This window comes from Dehalobacter sp. TBBPA1 (assembly GCF_040931655.1).
In the GTDB taxonomy this organism is placed as follows: Bacteria; Bacillota; Desulfitobacteriia; order Desulfitobacteriales; family Syntrophobotulaceae; genus Dehalobacter; species Dehalobacter restrictus.
This window is the reverse complement of the sequence record NZ_CP162385.1, coordinates 371,784-388,079: the sequence shown is the minus strand read 5'-3', so window position 1 is coordinate 388,079 and position 16,296 is coordinate 371,784. Positions and strand designations below refer to the sequence as shown.

Here is a 16,296-nt window from a genome sequence, read left to right as displayed (position 1 = left end):
ACCCCCTACATCTTCAGCTGGGTGTTTTCTTCCGAGTCGACCTTCCAAACCCCGTTTACCTGCAGCAAAATAATTCTTTCCTCATATTTGCTTACCCAAAAGTTGCCGCCGTTTTGCGCCGCATTGATGACGATGGTCAGCTTCAGGAAAGCCCCTTCCTGATTATTTAATTGGGGGATTTGATTAAAACTTATATCGTCAAGGCATAAAGACTTCACTTGTCTGGTATCCTTGTTTTTGATGCTTTCCGATTTGAAATTCGGAAAAAAGTTGTCCAGCGAATTCTGGAAATTCGCCGTCGTGTAACTGCTTCCCGGCATTTGCGACATTGCTTCAAGCTTCTTATAATCGGTAGATTTAAACTCTACCAGCCACCGGGCGGCCGCTTCATAAGCAGCTTTTTCTTTGTCTGTTTTGGCAGCATTATTTTGGACATCGACCTGATGCCCCAAGCTATACAAAGATAACCCGGAATTGGCAGAAGGTTTCTGCTCCGGCTTACTTGGCGCAACCGGCTCCGTCTCTGGCTGGATTTTGGGTTCAGCACTAGGTTCAGTTTTTGTTTCGGTTTTGACTTCCGGCTGCGGAGCTTGTTGAGGTTCAACCTCTTTAATCGGCTCAAGCTCTTTTTCCGGGCTTTGATTGTCTTTTTGAGTCTGGATATCCTGCTGGACCGGAACATTTTGTACCGGCTCGGTCTTTTTGGCACTGCATCCAAAAAGAATCAAGGACATAACAAGAAGCAGAATAGAAAATGTTTTAACTCTTAACTTTAACATGGTCGTATCCTCCTTTCGGATCTACCGGAACATCCTCATCACCTATTTTAATATAGGTTTGGGAAAGTGTTTTTTTCTCCGACGGGTCAGCAGTTCTGCGTCGCTCGTCCATATTCATCTCCATTTCCTCCAGCTGAGACAATATGGCAAGCCTGATAAACCTTTCCCTGCTCATCCCTATCGAAGCGCTGAATCCTTCCGTTCTTTGATTTAAGTTATCCGAAACATCCAATTCCCATTTCACCATATTCACATCCCCTTAAAAATAATTTTAATACGAAAACAAAAATGAAGTAAGTATATAGCATATAGAGATCAACGCGGCTCCTCCACCGGGGAAGATCCTTCTTTTGACGCCATTTGCAAAGGAATTATTATTTTCTCCGAAAGCGATCAAAACAAAAGAATCTGTTTTTACATCATTAATAGTCTGGGATAAGCCTTTAACCCGTACAGTTTGAAAGAAGAAATAAAAGAAAGCTGAAAACATAAAGAGTGCTGAATTAAAGAAGAAGGCCCAGGGTGTTAAAAACAGGCTGAGAGCCAAGAGCAATTTAACATCACCTCCCCTCATCGCCCCGTGGGAATAGACGAATAAGAGAATCAAGAAAAGGAATAAGAAAGAAAAGCCATAACTTACGGAATATGTTTTGGCGTATATGACATAAATTATTCCGATAATCAACCCGGGTATTGTCACCCAATTATATATTTTGAGCTTCCGCCAATCCGTCAGAACACAAATTGACAGCATCATTAAAGGGATCAGCCATGCTAAATCATTGACCATTTCTTGCATCATCCTTACTTTTCAAATTATGGTGAGATTTTTAAAGCAGCGTCTTTGGCTACTTTGATAGTCCAATAGGGGGTTGAATTTACGATTTGGGTAAAACCATGTCTTACTCTGACTTCGATGTACGCCACATAGGACGGCTCAGTGATAGCGTGACCGTCAATCGGGCTTACTGTCGGCAAAACATCAGAATTATAGGTTTTATAATAAAGCGTTGCTTTATTGACATAAATAACCGGCGAGCCCGGCAGCGGATTCAGGCTGTTGTCTAAAGACAAATTTTTCTTTAACATCTCTAGAAAAGCAGCATCCGCTTGCGCTGGGTCTATCGCCAAAACTCCTTGATTTAATTTGGCTTGGTCGGTTTGCTGGCTGGCTGCTAAAGCAGCAAATTTTACACTGTCCGTTATTCCCCGTTTAATGTTTATGGCATGGTAGTAATCCGTCCCCCAGCCAATAAGGGCAAGAGAAATACCTAGAAAAATCAGCAGTTCAATTAAAGATGAACCCCGTTCGTCTTTGATTATGTTAAATAGCTTCTTCATAAACACCTCATCAAGGCAGATATTGACTCATGATGATTTTGGTCACCGTAACCGTCTCCGATTTGGAAACCGGATGCCCGCTTGACCAATCGGTAAATTTTCGGGGTCCAGTTATGGAAATGGTTATATATTGTCCGTATGCAACACGGCTGGCATCACTGCCCGATCCGGTAATCGCAAATAAACCGGTATCGACGCCGGTGTGTTTCAGCTGATCTTTAATTAGACTTCGGACCTCTGTCGTAGTACCTCCAACAATAGCAGCCTTTTCCAACCCGAGATTCACAGCGTTAACCATGGAACCCTGCAGATTATTAAGGAAAAACATTGATATGAAGGTGAAGAATATCGCCATCCATAAGACAAAGACTATTAAGAATTCAATCAAGGTGGATCCCCGTTCATTATGGGGGTTTCTCATTGGTTCTTTTCGTAATTTCAGCATAATTTTAAGCAGATAGCATACGTCTAAACGTATACTATCCGCCCTCTCCCTTCCTCCTCACGGTGAGGAATATTACCACTAAGGAGTCGTGATGTTGGTTATACTGGTATTCATACTGGTGAGTTTGCCCCGGATTGTAACAAACAGCACCGAAACAGCTCCCACCGTGGCCAAAACGCCGCCGAAAATCCAAATGATATTTTGAACAAGATCGCCGCCTTCATCTTTGTAAAGGCTATATAAAGTATTGGCCATAAAAATTCACCTCCGTTTTTAATCAATGCCTGAGAACCATTTAAGGCGTTGTAATCGCATTTACACCGGCGTTCATATCCGTCAATTTGCTCCGGATCGTAACAAACAACACCGATACGGCTCCCACCGTGGCCAGAACACCGCCGAAGATCCAAATGATGTTTTGAACCAGATCTCCGCCTTCATCTTTATAAAGGTTTTTCAGAATTTTGCCCATAAAAAAAATAACCCCCTTCTTAATTTAGTTTGCTCATTCCGGCTGAGTCATTGGCAATTTTAGCGGTTATTGTATTGTAAAGAATGACCGCAATGCCTACCATTGCCAGAATGCCCCCGAACAGCAAGACGATATTTTGAACCAGATCCCCCCTTTCATCACACAGCACTGCTGCCAGACAGCAGACAATTTTTTTCACATATTGCCACCTCCTACATAATTTGGCCAAGGCTTTGGTTGGCCTGGTATAGTAGCGGGACAAGAATGATTACCGGGATCATGATAAAAGGAATTGCGGTCAAGGCTTCGACAAGCATTTTTTTGTTTTTATACCGCCTTATTTCTTTTAATCCCTCAATATATTCAATGTCCCGGGACCGGCTGGCCATATAGGCAACCATATTGGAACTATCGATGGTGATAGATTGCATTAAAATATCCGCTAAGTTTTTCAATTCATCGATATCTGTCTCTTTACTCAATTTGGCAAGCGCCGGTTTTGGCCCTGTTATGGACATACCCTGCAGGAGTTTTTCCAAGTGAGGCCGCAATTTATTGGTCGCGAATAAGGCCCCGCGAATAGAATCGGCTATGGTTTGTCCCGCTTTTCGTAAATCAACGATATAGGCCATGATTTCCGACAACTCATTGATGAGCGCATTTTTGTACTGGTTGTAAAAATACGCAAGTATGGCCGTGGGCGCTATGCTCCCCACAAAAAAGCCTGTACAAATCAGTCCTATTGCCATCAGCAAATCTTTCGTGGAAAAGCCCGCACAGCCAAAAAGAATGGCGAATATGAAGGGGGATAATCTTTTAAAAATCAAATATTCAGCATATCCTATCGGCATTGTTCCAGGCTGTTTGAGTATTTCCAGCATGTAAGCCGAGCGATTCTGCCTCGGGGTTTTGCTTAATAATTTAGAGATATAATTTGCCGTCTTTTTGCGAAGTTTTTCTGAAGCAGTATCCTGGGCTTGTCTATACGAAAGCTCGGTAGTGCCAAGAGAATTTATTCTCCTCGACTCCCTGCGGTTAGTCTTAATAAAAAACGCTGCCAAAAGCAGAGTCAACCCCAAGGATATTCCTATAGAACAAATCAAGCGTATACCCATACTTACCTAATCCTCCATTGATAAGAATTTCAACAATAGCGCGGCCTCAATTAAGACAGAAATAATGATGGCATTCGTATAAATGTGTCCTAATGAAGATTGTTTTACCAGAGCCAATGAATCCGGCCAAACAAGGCTTACGCCCAGATACGTAAGAATCATTACCAGTGTAAAAGCCACCGCTTTGGAGATTAAAGGATTAAGATCCTCTTTAATTGATTGCGCCCTGTTTTTTCTTGATCTGATTTTGTCCGTAAGCCTGTATAAAAGCTCTTCGGTGTTGCCCCCAGCCAGCCTCGAAGAAACGATAACGTTGTAAAAGTCCCTGAAAGACTGCAGTTTCAAAATTATAGACACTTTGTATACAACCGTGTCGAATTCTTCCCCTTTATTAACCCGGGACTGGATCCGGCTGAACAAAGAACGCATTTGAGAAGGCATGGCGGCAATTGAATTCCAGGTCGCGGCTTCAAGATTATTACGGACAATATAATTGTTTAAGATAAGACTGAAAGTGTTCAAGGCCTGTTTATTCAGCCTTCTCCGCGTACTGTGATAGATTAGATTTATTATTACCCAGGGTATCAGTAAGCCGATAACCGTAAAAATAATCATGCCGAAAATATTATGGCTCACGATTACAACCTCCGGATTCTGGTAAGTGGGATTCGGAATTTTCTCCGAAAGGGTCAATATTGAGAGGAAAAAGGAAATAAAGCTAAACCCGATACTCATAAAAAAGAGAGCTTTTATGCTCACCTTCAAATTTGTTATATAGATTCTTTGCTTATAATATTTTGCAAAATTGCTTATCCTGATGCTGTTTTTCACTTTATCCTGAAATTGGCTAACCCTATTATTAAAGAATATGGACACTTGCTTCTTTTCATTTTTCCCAAGAAACCAGGTGATTACAGACAATAAAATCCCCATGCTTATTCCATAACAAAGAACAAGCGTCATACCAACCACCTCTTAACATCACCGGCGTTCTTTCTGCCCTTGGCCATAAGACGATAAACAAGTTTTTTGCTTATGGGGTTAAAGAACATTTTTCCGTCGCTGTCTCTTTTAAAGATATCTTTAATCACAATATTGCACTCCGCATCCAGCTCCAATTCTGCGACTTGGGTAATTTCAATTTTTCTATCCACTATTCCTAATTGAATAATAATGTCTACTGCCGTGACGATTTCAGTGTTAATGACCTTATCACTGACATTGGAGATCGCTTGAACCTTGGTTCTTAATTCCTGGCAGCAGGCTTCAGCATCATAGGTATGAATTGACGCCATTGTATTGGCATGGCCGGAGCGCATGGCCCTAAGCGTATACATGGCCTCAACCGGAAAACGGATCTCGCCGACCAAAATCACATCCGGGTCCATTCTCATAACCTGCGGGTAGATTTCCTCTACCCCGATAGGATTGTATTTTGTGTCGCGCTCCAGCATTTCAACAACCTCCAGACCGGGGTAGTATTTTACCAGCTGCAGCTCCGGCCCATTTTCAATAGTGATTATCCGCAAACCGCTTTGGGGATCGTCCGGCCCGGTTTTATCCGGAATAAGGTCTTGAAAGATTGAGGCCAGGGTACGGATCAAGGTTGTTTTTCCGGTGTGAGTCCCGCCGCTCACGATGATTGTAGCGCCCGCTCTTACCACATCCCGGATAAAATCAAGCTGCCGGAAAGAATGTTTCTCGCCTGGGATATTTGTGATATCTTCATACCCTTTGTTAGGAGAGTTGCGAGATTTGCCTCTCTCCGCTGTCTTTAACATCCCGATCTTTTCAAGTTCTTCCAGAGAGAAGTTTTTATCCCTAAATCTCCGGATATTTAAGGTAATTCCATGGCTTGGGACGATGGCGCTTTTATTGATGACAACCCTGCTTCGATCCGAAAGCCAGGCATTATCCACCATAGGGCTGCCCTCGTTGGCTTCCGAGTGGCAGGTGAGCAAGATGCGTTCCGTTATTTTTTCAAGATGGGCCAGATCGGCAAACTGTATATCCTTGGCCAAATACCGGACTCCATTCTTTTTATAAGTGATTTGATATGGACCATTTACGCATATTTCTGTTATCTCCGGATCAAGAAGAAGGTCATGGATCACATCATAGCCAATAATAATTTTATAGACCTCCCAGGCAATTTCATTGATACTCATATCGGGCACATCGAGTTTCTCATGACGAATGATGTCTTTTATAACATTGCGGATTTGTTTTTGACATTCCCCTACCCCATAAATAGCGTCGTTAAGCAATTTTGGATGGTTTTCAGTCAATATTGACTGGACAATACTTGTTGTTTTATATAGATGGGTTCTGCTATGCGTGTCATATGCTTTGGGGTCAACCGTTTTAGCTGAACTGATTCTCATTTAAAGTTCCTCCAATCCGAATTCCGCATCAGCGTGAACTCCTGAAGCGCGGCGCGGTAAAAAATATACGGCGTTTTTTTACGGCCTTAGATAAATGAAGCTGCACCAGGATGTTTTCAATTGCTTTATCAAACTTGCCGTATTTTAGTAAGGGAATCAGTGAAACCGTGGAGTTATCATAAATTACCTTCGAAACACCAGGTATTGTCCCCAGCAAAGGAAGTCCAAGATTGCTCTCAATTTTATTTTTCGTGTACAGGGCCTTTTTTGAATATTGGTTGATGATCAGTTTGAATTTATTGATATCCATATTTCTTCCATGCAGATTATTAAGCCATTTGGCGGTGTTCTCAATCGTGTTTCTGTTTTGATCTACAATAACCAAGACATCTGTCGCTGTTCTAAGCGCCACGTCTGTAGGAATAATCAACGTATCGCTTTGGACGTCAATAAAGAGAATCTCTACAAGATCGGACAGTACAGAGATGATTGTACTGGCTTGCATATCCCCCAGTTTATCTATTAATTCCGGTTCTTTCGTTAATCCCGTCCAGCATAATAAATTTGGAAGGCTCTTCATTATGTGGACGTTTTCCTTAAGCAAATCGTGATAAGAATAATTATCCTGCCAAGACTTAAGGATATATTCAATCGAGCTTTCTTTACCCTCCAAACCTAAAAATAAGTGGAGGCAGGGCGTTATTAATGAAAAATCCAACAACCCTATTTTTAAGTTTATTTCCTTTGCCAATTTCCGGGCCAAATTGCAAGCAAGTGTCGACTTGCCGACACTGCATACACTCCACAGTACGATTTTTCTCTTCGCCTGCTCATTAACCGCTTTATTTTCATCAGCCATAAGATTTCCTCCCCTAATATTTACTTTTGAAGCTGAAGCAAAGAAAATATAAAATCTTTGCCGATATTCATCTGTGAATCTTCGATTACATTGTTTATGTTATATAGATCTTTGGTATTCTTATCACGCTGCCCTAACGAAATAGTTCCCATTGTTTCGGCCTGCTTTATTACTAAAAACTGTTTAGGCGTAACCTTGGCAATTATTTCTGTCGGGATGCCGGTTGTTTGCTCACTGCCTGATAAACTCCCAACAGACGCTGGCCCATTCAAATGCGGGATATCCGCGGAAGATAATATCTTGCCCGATGAATCGCCAGTCGCTTCAATAAATAAATCGGTGACAATATATCCTGCAAGCGATAAATTGCCCGTTTGTTTCGGGTCAAGCGTTAAAACAAGATCAACAGTCTGTCCGTATTTGGCAAGGCCGGCAATGGAGCCGTTGTAATCTGTTTTGAAGGCGATTAATCGTGGATTTTCAACCTCCGTCTTGGTGTTCTGCTCAATTTTATCCAACCGCACCGGATCGCCTTCTTTTAAAGGCCAATTCAGAGTCTTGTTTTCTACCTGGCTGATGCTTTCCGCAGTTCCTAAAGGAACACTTTCCCTTGGAACGCTCTTAACTTTCAATTGTTCAGCGCTTATAACGGTATCCTCTGGAATATTGGCGGCGGCATAAACCGCAGGAATCAGGCCCTTTGCATAATCCATATAAAAATAAAGACCCATGCCGCTCCCTAAAGCGATAACCAAACCTAAAATAAGAAAAACTTTTCTCAAATTGAACACCTTCCTTAATTGTTCACAGCTTTGTTCATCCGATAAGCATTCGTTAAATCCAGTACAGCTGAATGCTCATATTTTCGAGTAAAATTATTCAAAAAACTCAGGTCTGCCAATCATATAGAAACCTGAAAAACTTGCACCGGAAACACAGGTTACCCCTACATTGTTCTCTCCGGCATTACAATTGGCAATCAACAGATTTCCGTTTTGTTTTCCCACAACGATGCCCACATGGCTTAAGTCAGGATAGAACGCCAGATCTCCCGGTTGTGCGCTGTTCCAGTTTACCGGCGTACAGGCGGCATACTGGCTTGAAGTTCCTGCTTCGATTATCTCCGCCGTATCGGCATTACCTGCCGCATTGGCAAACACCCATGCCACATAGCCGGAGCAGTCCAACCCGAAAGGCCGCACAGTCCCGGAAGTAGGGCTTCCCTCGGCTGTTACCTTGGTAAGTGTTCCCCACCGGCAGTCCCAACCAATGACTGTAGACTTGCCGCCCCAAAAATAACTGACTTTACCGATAAGGGAATAAGCTACCAGCACCACATTCTTGCGCTGCTCGTCTAAATTCGGCGGCAGATTTTGTGAAATAGCAGCGATTTCCTGGGCGGAAAGGGTAATATCCGTATAGCTGCCAATAAGCCTCGAAAATAGCTCTCGGTATTTGTCCTGCACCAACTCATTCACCATCCCCACTTGCTCCGGATTGAAACGATACAGGACGATCATGTCCGCATAAGATTTTGCGTTTACTCGGATATGCAAAACAGTCTCGGTACTGGTCGTTTCTCCATCCGTATGCTCAATCGTTTCCAGCCAGTAGTCGATTTTGTTCATATCCCAAAAGATGTCCCGCAGGATTCCCACCTTTGCTTCGTCAAGGGTGGCGACCTGCATGCCTTTTTCCGGATCGGCGGCCACCTTCACAGCGTAAACTGCCAGGATGTCCCGCCAGTTGCCGACCATATTGCTGCTGCCGTTGTTGGACAAATCCAGCGTGTCATGCGGGTTTTCCCTCTCTATCTGTTCCAGTTTTGCTTTGAACTCTCCGTTCAGCCGACTGACGGCCTCCGACATTACCGGCGTGTTCTTGCCGGAACCTTCGTTGGAAAAGAAAATTCCAAAAACGGAGCTTGCCATAAGCCCCACCAGGCATATTAGGAGGATAACCACTACCGCAGCCCAGCCGCCTGCAGCAATGAAAGCTATCAGGCTCTTTAAGGCCGCAATCATAGCTTTTATTGCCGCCGCCATTGTCTTTACAGCCGCTTTTCCCGAGACAACCGCTGCTCTTGCCGCAACCCGTGCCTTCTGCACCGCCCTTTTCGCAGATTGTGTGGTTTTAACGGCAGTTTGAGCTGCTGATTGCGACGTCTTTATAGACGTTTTGGTACTGCGTTCAGCGGTTTTTGTCTTTCTTTGCGCCGTTTTAACCATACCCCTGGCCGCTTGCTTTATGTTTTTGCTGCTCGTTGCATCAAGTTGCTTGATCCTGCGCCCTGTTTGGCTGTATGTTTTGCCAGTTTGCAACGCTGCTTTTTCTGAGCGTTGGAAAACGGGGTTGTGCAAGATCTGCCCCATTCTCCGTTCAGCCATCCGTCTTGCCTGAGCTTGAGCAGTTTTTTCTTTAGTCGTCTGAATCCCTTTACTATAAACAAGTTTTCGCTCTGTCCTCGAAAAGTGGACTCCGGTTTTAGAAGTACGCCCTGGCTGGTTCCCATGAGCAATCGTATGCGAGGCATTTGGTTCCCCAGCCCGCCATTTCTTTATTTTCCTAACCGCGTTTTTGCCGTACTCTCCCGCAGCAGCTGTTTTTCGTCCGACCGTTTCCGAACTATCTTTAACTTTGCCCACCGCATCATTCACATAGCTGCTGTCTTCGTTATGCTCCTTTTGTCCAGTCTGCTCTTTTGTGCGGATATAGGCGTTTTTCATCCTATGGGATATATCCGAGGCCTTATCCAACGCCTTAATATTTTTTGTAACCGACTTTGTCCTTATTTCTCTCATTACCCCTGCCGCCTCCCCCGCTAAAGACGATTCTATTTGAAGAATTTACCGTTCCATTACGGAAAGCTGCATCCCGGGGTACTCCTGGCCCCGGCAATATTCCGGATAGCGCATCCGGATCGCTTCAAAAAAGTATGGTGCAAAGCGGCAGTCAAAAAGTTCATACGGTGCTGAGTACCTCTCCTTTCCCTCCTCCGTCCAGCCGTTCCAAAGGTTAAAGGCCAGACGGCATAGTCGGATAGTACCTCCCGTCTGCCAAGCCGCTGTGAGGTTCTGCGGTTTGATGCTATTTCCCTTAAAGTCAAACAAGGAACGGATATGGTCCCTTGTTTCCTTGCTAATTCCCATGGCGTAGAAAAAAGATCTGTGGTAGACGTCGGTATTGCCCGCTGCTGCGAGCATATCGTAATAAAAATTCTCATGTTCTTTGCTTGCAAACCCAATATTTTCCATTGGTTTTCCTCCTAATATGATAAAAGGCTGTCGTTTAGTACTCGGCTTTCCTTAAAAAATTATAGAATTAGATTTCCGCCTGCTCACCCGGTTTTGTGGTCATCAGCCGGTAAAGCCTGGTGTTGTGCGGAAATTGGTCGGTAAAGGGCACCAGCGAACTCCCTACCTTAATGAGTCCGTTCCCTGCGTCCACGTTGGTAATGTAGCTAAGTTGAAGGTCGGAAATATTTAAGAGCCTGGCCAGTTCCATCCTGTCGGTGGAGGCCTGGTTGAGCATAACGATGAATTCGCTGTTGGCCAGCATCGTTCTCGCCGTGTGGCTCTGCAGCAAATCATCGACGTTCTGGGTTATGCCCGTGCAAAACGCGCCATACTTCCGGACACGTTTCCACAGTGTGAAAAGGAAGTTGGCGGAGTACTCATGCTGAAACAACAGATATATTTCATCAATGATAATAAAAGTGTTTTTTCCCTTAGCCCTGTTCTGCGAAATCCGGTTCAGGATGTTATCCAGGACCACCAGCATGCCGATGGGCAAAAGCTGCTTGCCCAAGTCCAGGATGTCGTAGCAGATCAGGCGGTTGTTGACGTCCACATTGGTCGGCTTGGCGAAAGTATTCAGACTGCCGCTGGTGAACAGTTCAATAGCTAGGGCAATTTCCTGGGCTTCCGGCTCGTCCTGCTTTAAAAGTTCCGCGTGAAAATCCTGTAGGGTAGGTGCAGCGGCGTGAAAATTGCTTTGGAGGTATTGGCGGTAAACACTTGCTGTACAGCGGTCAATCAAAGACTTCTGCTTGGCCCCCAGGTTTTGGCCGCCGATCAGTTGCTCGCATAATGATAGGACAAATTCGGATTTTAGGATGACGGGGTTGGCTCCGTCCCCATAATCCCTGTTCATATCCATCGCATTGATATGGTTAGGGGAAGTCGCTGAAATATGGATGATCTCTCCGCCCATGGCCTTGACCAAAAGCGAATACTCCCTTTCCGGGTCAATCAGAACTATATCGTCATCGCTGGACAGGATCTGGTTAACAATCTCCCGCTTGGCTGTAAAACTCTTGCCGGAGCCGGAAACGCCTAAAACAAAGGAATTTCCATTGAGAAGACATTTGCGGTTGGCAATAATCATGTTCTTGGAAATAACATTCTGCCCGTAGTAAATGCCGCCGCTGTGGGAAATTTCCTGCGCCCGGAAAGGAATAAACACAGCCGTGCTTTCGGTGGTCAGTGTCCTGATCGCTTCAATTTTTCTTAAGCCCAGGGGAAGCACTGTATTCAACCCGTCCATCTGCTGGAACGTCAGGGCGGCAAACTGGCAAAGATGCTTCCGCGCCGTTGTTAAGAGAGTTTCGGTGTCACTGTCCAGCTGCTCCTTGCTGTCCGCGACATGCACCATGGTCAGCACCGCAAACATCATCCGCTGGTCGCGGGTAGTCAGGTCGTCCAGGAATTCCTTGCTCTCTTTGCGCTGCTGCTCCATATCGTAGGGCACGACGGCAGAAAAGTTGTTATTCTGGTTTTGCCGCCGCTGCCAGTTGGTGATATTGGTTTCCACGCCAAGCAGCCTGTTTTCGACCTCCCGCACAGCTTCATCCGTGGGAATGGGGATAATATCCAAAGAGAGCATCATACCGCGGTTCAAGTCGCAAAGCTCTGACACCATACTGTCTTTGATGTAACTGGCGTATTCCCTTAAGAAGATAACGCGCCCGAATTTGTTTCCCATACGGAAATGGTCTTTTTCAAATTCGAAGGTGTCCGGACAGATATAGTCTTTGAAGTCATGCCCTTTTCGCATGGTCTCGGACAGGTCGAACCGGAAATCTGTTTCCTCGCCGGGGCGGAAAAAATCATGCAGGATACGCAGGCGGTCGCCCGCGTCCTGCTCTACACATTTGGAACCCAAGCGGGAGAAATGGGTGATCAGATCCGCGCCGATGCGGGAAAAATAGTTCCGTGCTTCCTCAATATTCTTTTTAAGTATGGATACGGTCACGTACTTGTCCTGGACAATGTTGCTTACACCTGTGGCTTTGTCTAAGAGCATCCGGTTGTATTCGGCGCGGTATTCATCCAGCCCGTCGTCCTTAAGCGGAATGAGGATGGAATTCTCGAAGTCCGTTTTGTTCAAGCGGCGGTTGTTGATGGTTATTTTGGTAGTCGCTCCGCTGTCTAAGGAATTGAGCAGTTCCGAATAGGACAGGAACATCGCTTCCTTGTCTTCTTTGGAGGCTACCGCGTAATTGATGTCCGTAAAGCGAAAGGATTTAGAAAACTTGTTGCCTGCCTTGAAAATTCCGTCCGGCCAGACGGTCTTGATCGGTATAGCCTGCTGAACTCCTTTGGGTATAACAAACTTCTCCTTATCCTGCTTCATAATTTTCTTAAGGGTCTTAATCATGGCGTTTTAATTCCTTCCTTTCCTTGTCTTGAATCTTCTGCTTCAGTGCTTCGTAATAAACATTCATCGGATAAAAGGTTAGTTTTTTGGGCAGGAAAAACTCAGACTTAAGGTACGCCCATAAAAACTGTTCCGCCGTCATACCGTGGTAACGGATAAACCCCATCGCCGCAAAGGGGAACGCCCCTAAAATACATACCCAACTCACCGTTTCCGTGCCTAAGACATTCCGCAGCCCAAAGTAGATGCCGACAGCAACGCCAACGGCCAGGAGCGAAAAAATAAACTGCCGCATGGACAGTCCAAAAAACAAGCTTTCCGTATAATCCCGGATCTCCCGGTTGATTTTAACTTCCATAACTTAACCGCCTCCAAATAAAAAACAGCCCCTTAAACAAAGCGCCGTTCGGATTCTTATCTTTCTTTTTGGTTCTTCCTGTGTTTTTCTTTCTCCTTCTGAATCTTATATACCAATTCGTCAACCTTGCGGTTCTGCTTCATAAAGGCCTCATCCTCTCTTAAGGGAATGCCTTTTTTCATAGCATCTTCTCCAAACTTATGGAGTTTTTCCTTTTCTTTTTCCAGCTTGTCGTTTAAGTTTTCTTTCTTCATGCGGAAACCTCCAGTTGCACTATTTAAAACAATAAACTTCCATTTTATTCCTGAATGCGGGATAATGAGCATAGGAAAGGAGTGAGCGGTTATGTCAATCGCGGCAATCATATCCCTCTGCCTTACGGCAGGATTTTTTATTTTTTCTTCGATATTTAAAATAGCCGGAAAGCTCCGGCTGACAATTCCTATGGTCTGTTTTCTGTTGTTTGGCACTGTGCTGAGCAAATGGGCAGGAGAACATGAGACTTTAGCGTTTATCATTCTTTTTTCATTGCTGGGCCTGACTGTTTTAAGCTGGGTTGTATCGCTTGTAAAGGCGATACGGCGCAGACGTGACGAGAAATACCTTGAAGATGATGTCGCATGGCAAATCCAGCGGGCAAGAGAGATGGGCATACCTCTTGATAAAATTCAGTTTAACGGACAGGGAGACTTGCTTGATCCAAGAACGGGAGAACCTGTTGTCTATGGACAGGCTACTTCGTTCAAGGATATATAAGGATACCGGATTTTACGTCCGGTATCACCTCATAATCCCATCATCTCCCGTACCACCCGATCGGCCATTTTCACCGCACCAACCAGCACCAGCATATTAAAAATAAGCTCAACTACATAGGACCATACCATGGTCACGGCACTGGCACTGGTATCGACCACCGGCGGGGAAGCTGCAAAGACAGAAAAGATAATACAAGCCAGGACAATAATCGCCCCTTCCAGACAGGCGGCAGCATAGCCTTTCAAAAAGGATACGCCGATACTCTGGGTCTGCTCCCCGGCAAATGAGGCCAACGGCACAGGAGCTATGGCTGTGTATAAATAGAGTTTGAAAAACCTGCCGTACACCGTCATGATCATGATAAAGGACAGTACAGTGATGAATAAGCCACCGAGCAGCGTGACAGCCCATAAGGGAATGCTGTTCCAAAAATCGCAATTATCAACCGCTTGGACAATTGTATCCGGCAGAACACTCTGGTGAACGGTTCCAAAACCAGCACTGCTCATAATAGTAGAGATAATCCCCTGCACGATGCTGAACAGCGACATCATTAGTTCCAGCCCGTAGGTCACAACCGCTTTGGCCAAGGCGAACCGGATAAACAGCTTCAATGCGTGTTCCGGCTTCTTGACTTCCGCCAAGCTGCCGCAGGTTTTAACTACCCCGATGACAAAAAACAGCACCAGCAGGGCCATGCCGACGGCTTGCAACGCGCCGTGAATATTGACGATGACATTCCAGATACCGCCGCCTTTAAATTCCTCCGGCGATTGGGTAATGATTTGCAGGATCTCCGACAGCTTTGCATTCCAGGTTGCTAGGGCGTTATTGAGATTATCGATGACCCAGTTGCCGCTTGACACAGATTAACCACCTCCAAAAAAAATAGGGAACAGACTTTGTATTTGTCTGTTCCCTATAATTTCTTATTCTTTTATTACTTAATGCTGTAAAATGTTTGATTTATTATCTTAAATCCTTTTTCCTTTTATTTTCACAACGCAACGAGGGTCGCCGCACGTTAGATAATGAGCCTGTAGAAAAGACCAATCTAAAAAACCGCTAATAGGAACGGTTTTTTGGGCATTCCTTAAAGAAAAGAATAGACCTCCGCATCAAAGGGTGATCTATTTAGGACATTCAATAGGGTATTCTTTAGATTTTTCTTCTAACAAGACAAAATTGCAACATCTGCTTGATAGTCTATCATTAGGATATTGTTTAAAATGTTCATAGACATATAATGCATTTTCCTTAATCCTATCCGATAAGGAAGTAATAATATCTAGTTCTTTCCGCAATAGATCAATATACTGACTCTTAGCTAGGTCGCTCTCAAAAGTTCTATAATGATCTACTTGATCATAATTTAGCTTTATGACGTACTGTGAAGGTATTGGAATCATATTGTTAATATTTATTACCGCTATCAATTCCCCAGTATCTTTGTCGCATATTTTCTGAAAATCCTTACTGTTTTTCATATTTTTATGTTTTTCTTTTGCTGAAGAAACAGGCAGATAGTAATTATGATTGTTAATTTCCAACACAATTCCAAAATACGGTTTTAATTTATCGCCGTAGTCTATTTGTTCTACTTTTTGATCGATGCTACTTAAAAAATTCACATATCCTTTATCCGCAACAAACCAACGCATCTTCTAATCTCCCTTTTATACAAAAAAGTTGGCGAGTACTAAGTACTCACCAACTTCGCTTTTAAAGTTCTCGTTTTGGCTGGACGAGTAAACCGCTTTTAAAGTTCTTGCTTTGTTTGGACAAGTAAACCGCTTTTAAAGTTCTCGTTTTGGTTGGACGAGTAAACCGCTTTTACACTACTATCATATACAACATAAGATAATATGTCAATAATTATTGCTGTATAACGATACATTTATTTCCATAATACTTATATTGCACTATTATTATATGCAATAATTGATAAGAAGATAAGTAAAAAATATTGTAATTTAAAAAGATAACTATTAAGGTCAAAAACATCTTATAGTTTAAAGGAAGGGAAAACTTTGGTTAAAACAGCGAATTCCCAAAATTTGATATAACATGAGTGTAATAACCAGACTTCGGGAATTCACGGAACGTTATTCGCATTAATTTAGTCT

At 43.9% G+C, this 16,296-nt stretch carries 21 protein-coding genes; 1 reads left to right on the top strand and 20 read right to left on the bottom strand.

Annotation, left to right across the window (positions count from 1 at the left end):
- Nucleotides 1-5: 5 nt before the first annotated feature.
- The 18 genes from AB3489_RS01895 to AB3489_RS01810 all read right to left on the bottom strand — a co-directional run bounded on the left by AB3489_RS01895 (nt 6) and on the right by AB3489_RS01810 (nt 13,665).
- Nucleotides 6-779, bottom strand: a complete 774-nt coding sequence (locus AB3489_RS01895) for a hypothetical protein (protein WP_368293769.1) — start codon at nt 777-779, stop codon at nt 6-8.
- Nucleotides 760-1,026, bottom strand: coding sequence for a hypothetical protein (locus AB3489_RS01890; protein ID WP_368293615.1), 267 nt, complete (start codon nt 1,024-1,026; stop codon nt 760-762). The genes AB3489_RS01895 and AB3489_RS01890 overlap by 20 nt, the downstream gene beginning before the upstream one ends.
- A gap of 24 nt (nt 1,027-1,050) precedes the next feature.
- Complete coding sequence (locus AB3489_RS01885; RefSeq protein ID WP_368294561.1) at nt 1,051-1,533, bottom strand: prepilin peptidase; 483 nt, start codon at nt 1,531-1,533, stop codon at nt 1,051-1,053.
- A gap of 62 nt (nt 1,534-1,595) precedes the next feature.
- Nucleotides 1,596-2,120, bottom strand: a complete 525-nt coding sequence (locus tag AB3489_RS01880; protein ID WP_368293768.1) for a TadE/TadG family type IV pilus assembly protein — start codon at nt 2,118-2,120, stop codon at nt 1,596-1,598.
- A 10-nt stretch (nt 2,121-2,130) separates the two neighbouring features.
- Entirely contained in the window at nt 2,131-2,448 is a 318-nt protein-coding gene (locus AB3489_RS01875; RefSeq protein ID WP_368293767.1) for a hypothetical protein, read from the bottom strand.
- A 195-nt stretch (nt 2,449-2,643) separates the two neighbouring features.
- Nucleotides 2,644-2,820, bottom strand: coding sequence for a hypothetical protein (locus AB3489_RS01870; RefSeq protein ID WP_368293766.1), 177 nt, complete (start codon nt 2,818-2,820; stop codon nt 2,644-2,646).
- A 40-nt stretch (nt 2,821-2,860) separates the two neighbouring features.
- Nucleotides 2,861-3,037, bottom strand: coding sequence for a hypothetical protein (locus AB3489_RS01865; RefSeq protein ID WP_368293765.1), 177 nt, complete (start codon nt 3,035-3,037; stop codon nt 2,861-2,863).
- Nucleotides 3,038-3,056: 19 nt separating this feature from the next.
- Nucleotides 3,057-3,236, bottom strand: coding sequence for a hypothetical protein (locus AB3489_RS01860; RefSeq protein ID WP_368293764.1), 180 nt, complete (start codon nt 3,234-3,236; stop codon nt 3,057-3,059).
- Between the two features lie 13 nt (nt 3,237-3,249).
- Nucleotides 3,250-4,152, bottom strand: coding sequence for a hypothetical protein (locus tag AB3489_RS01855; protein WP_368293763.1), 903 nt, complete (start codon nt 4,150-4,152; stop codon nt 3,250-3,252).
- Nucleotides 4,153-4,158: 6 nt separating this feature from the next.
- Nucleotides 4,159-4,788: a type II secretion system F family protein gene (locus tag AB3489_RS01850; RefSeq protein WP_368293762.1), complete on the bottom strand. Its 630-nt coding sequence runs from the start codon at nt 4,786-4,788 to the stop codon at nt 4,159-4,161.
- A gap of 323 nt (nt 4,789-5,111) precedes the next feature.
- Complete coding sequence (locus AB3489_RS01845; RefSeq protein ID WP_368293761.1) at nt 5,112-6,536, bottom strand: ATPase, T2SS/T4P/T4SS family; 1,425 nt, start codon at nt 6,534-6,536, stop codon at nt 5,112-5,114.
- A 28-nt stretch (nt 6,537-6,564) separates the two neighbouring features.
- Nucleotides 6,565-7,395, bottom strand: coding sequence for a CpaE family protein (locus tag AB3489_RS01840; RefSeq protein WP_368293760.1), 831 nt, complete (start codon nt 7,393-7,395; stop codon nt 6,565-6,567).
- 20 nt (nt 7,396-7,415) lie between these two features.
- Nucleotides 7,416-8,186, bottom strand: a complete 771-nt coding sequence (locus AB3489_RS01835) for an SAF domain-containing protein (protein ID WP_368293759.1) — start codon at nt 8,184-8,186, stop codon at nt 7,416-7,418.
- An 84-nt stretch (nt 8,187-8,270) separates the two neighbouring features.
- Nucleotides 8,271-10,121 carry an NlpC/P60 family protein gene (locus AB3489_RS01830; protein WP_368293758.1) on the bottom strand — a complete coding sequence of 617 codons (1,851 nt, stop codon included), beginning with the start codon at nt 10,119-10,121 and terminating at the stop codon, nt 8,271-8,273.
- Between the two features lie 120 nt (nt 10,122-10,241).
- Nucleotides 10,242-10,649, bottom strand: coding sequence for a DUF6075 family protein (locus tag AB3489_RS01825; RefSeq protein WP_368293757.1), 408 nt, complete (start codon nt 10,647-10,649; stop codon nt 10,242-10,244).
- Nucleotides 10,650-10,716: 67 nt separating this feature from the next.
- Nucleotides 10,717-13,053 (bottom strand): VirB4-like conjugal transfer ATPase, CD1110 family, encoded by a 2,337-nt coding sequence (locus tag AB3489_RS01820; RefSeq protein ID WP_368293756.1) that lies wholly within the window; start codon nt 13,051-13,053, stop codon nt 10,717-10,719.
- Nucleotides 13,046-13,411, bottom strand: coding sequence for a PrgI family protein (locus AB3489_RS01815; RefSeq protein ID WP_368293755.1), 366 nt, complete (start codon nt 13,409-13,411; stop codon nt 13,046-13,048). Before AB3489_RS01815 ends, AB3489_RS01820 begins: the two co-directional genes overlap by 8 nt.
- A 56-nt stretch (nt 13,412-13,467) precedes the next feature.
- Nucleotides 13,468-13,665 carry a hypothetical protein gene (locus AB3489_RS01810; protein WP_368293754.1) on the bottom strand — a complete coding sequence of 66 codons (198 nt, stop codon included), beginning with the start codon at nt 13,663-13,665 and terminating at the stop codon, nt 13,468-13,470.
- A 91-nt stretch (nt 13,666-13,756) separates the two neighbouring features.
- Between AB3489_RS01810 and AB3489_RS01805 the strand changes: the two genes are divergently transcribed.
- Nucleotides 13,757-14,167 carry a hypothetical protein gene (locus AB3489_RS01805; RefSeq protein ID WP_368293753.1) on the top strand — a complete coding sequence of 137 codons (411 nt, stop codon included), beginning with the start codon at nt 13,757-13,759 and terminating at the stop codon, nt 14,165-14,167.
- Nucleotides 14,168-14,196: 29 nt separating this feature from the next.
- Here AB3489_RS01805 and AB3489_RS01800 read toward each other — a convergent pair whose 3' ends face one another.
- Nucleotides 14,197-15,036, bottom strand: a complete 840-nt coding sequence (locus tag AB3489_RS01800) for a hypothetical protein (RefSeq protein WP_368293752.1) — start codon at nt 15,034-15,036, stop codon at nt 14,197-14,199.
- 264 nt (nt 15,037-15,300) lie between these two features.
- On the bottom strand, nt 15,301-15,831 hold the full coding sequence (locus tag AB3489_RS01795; RefSeq protein WP_368293751.1) for a type III toxin-antitoxin system ToxN/AbiQ family toxin: 531 nt from the start codon (nt 15,829-15,831) through the stop codon (nt 15,301-15,303).
- Nucleotides 15,832-16,296 lie beyond the last annotated feature (465 nt).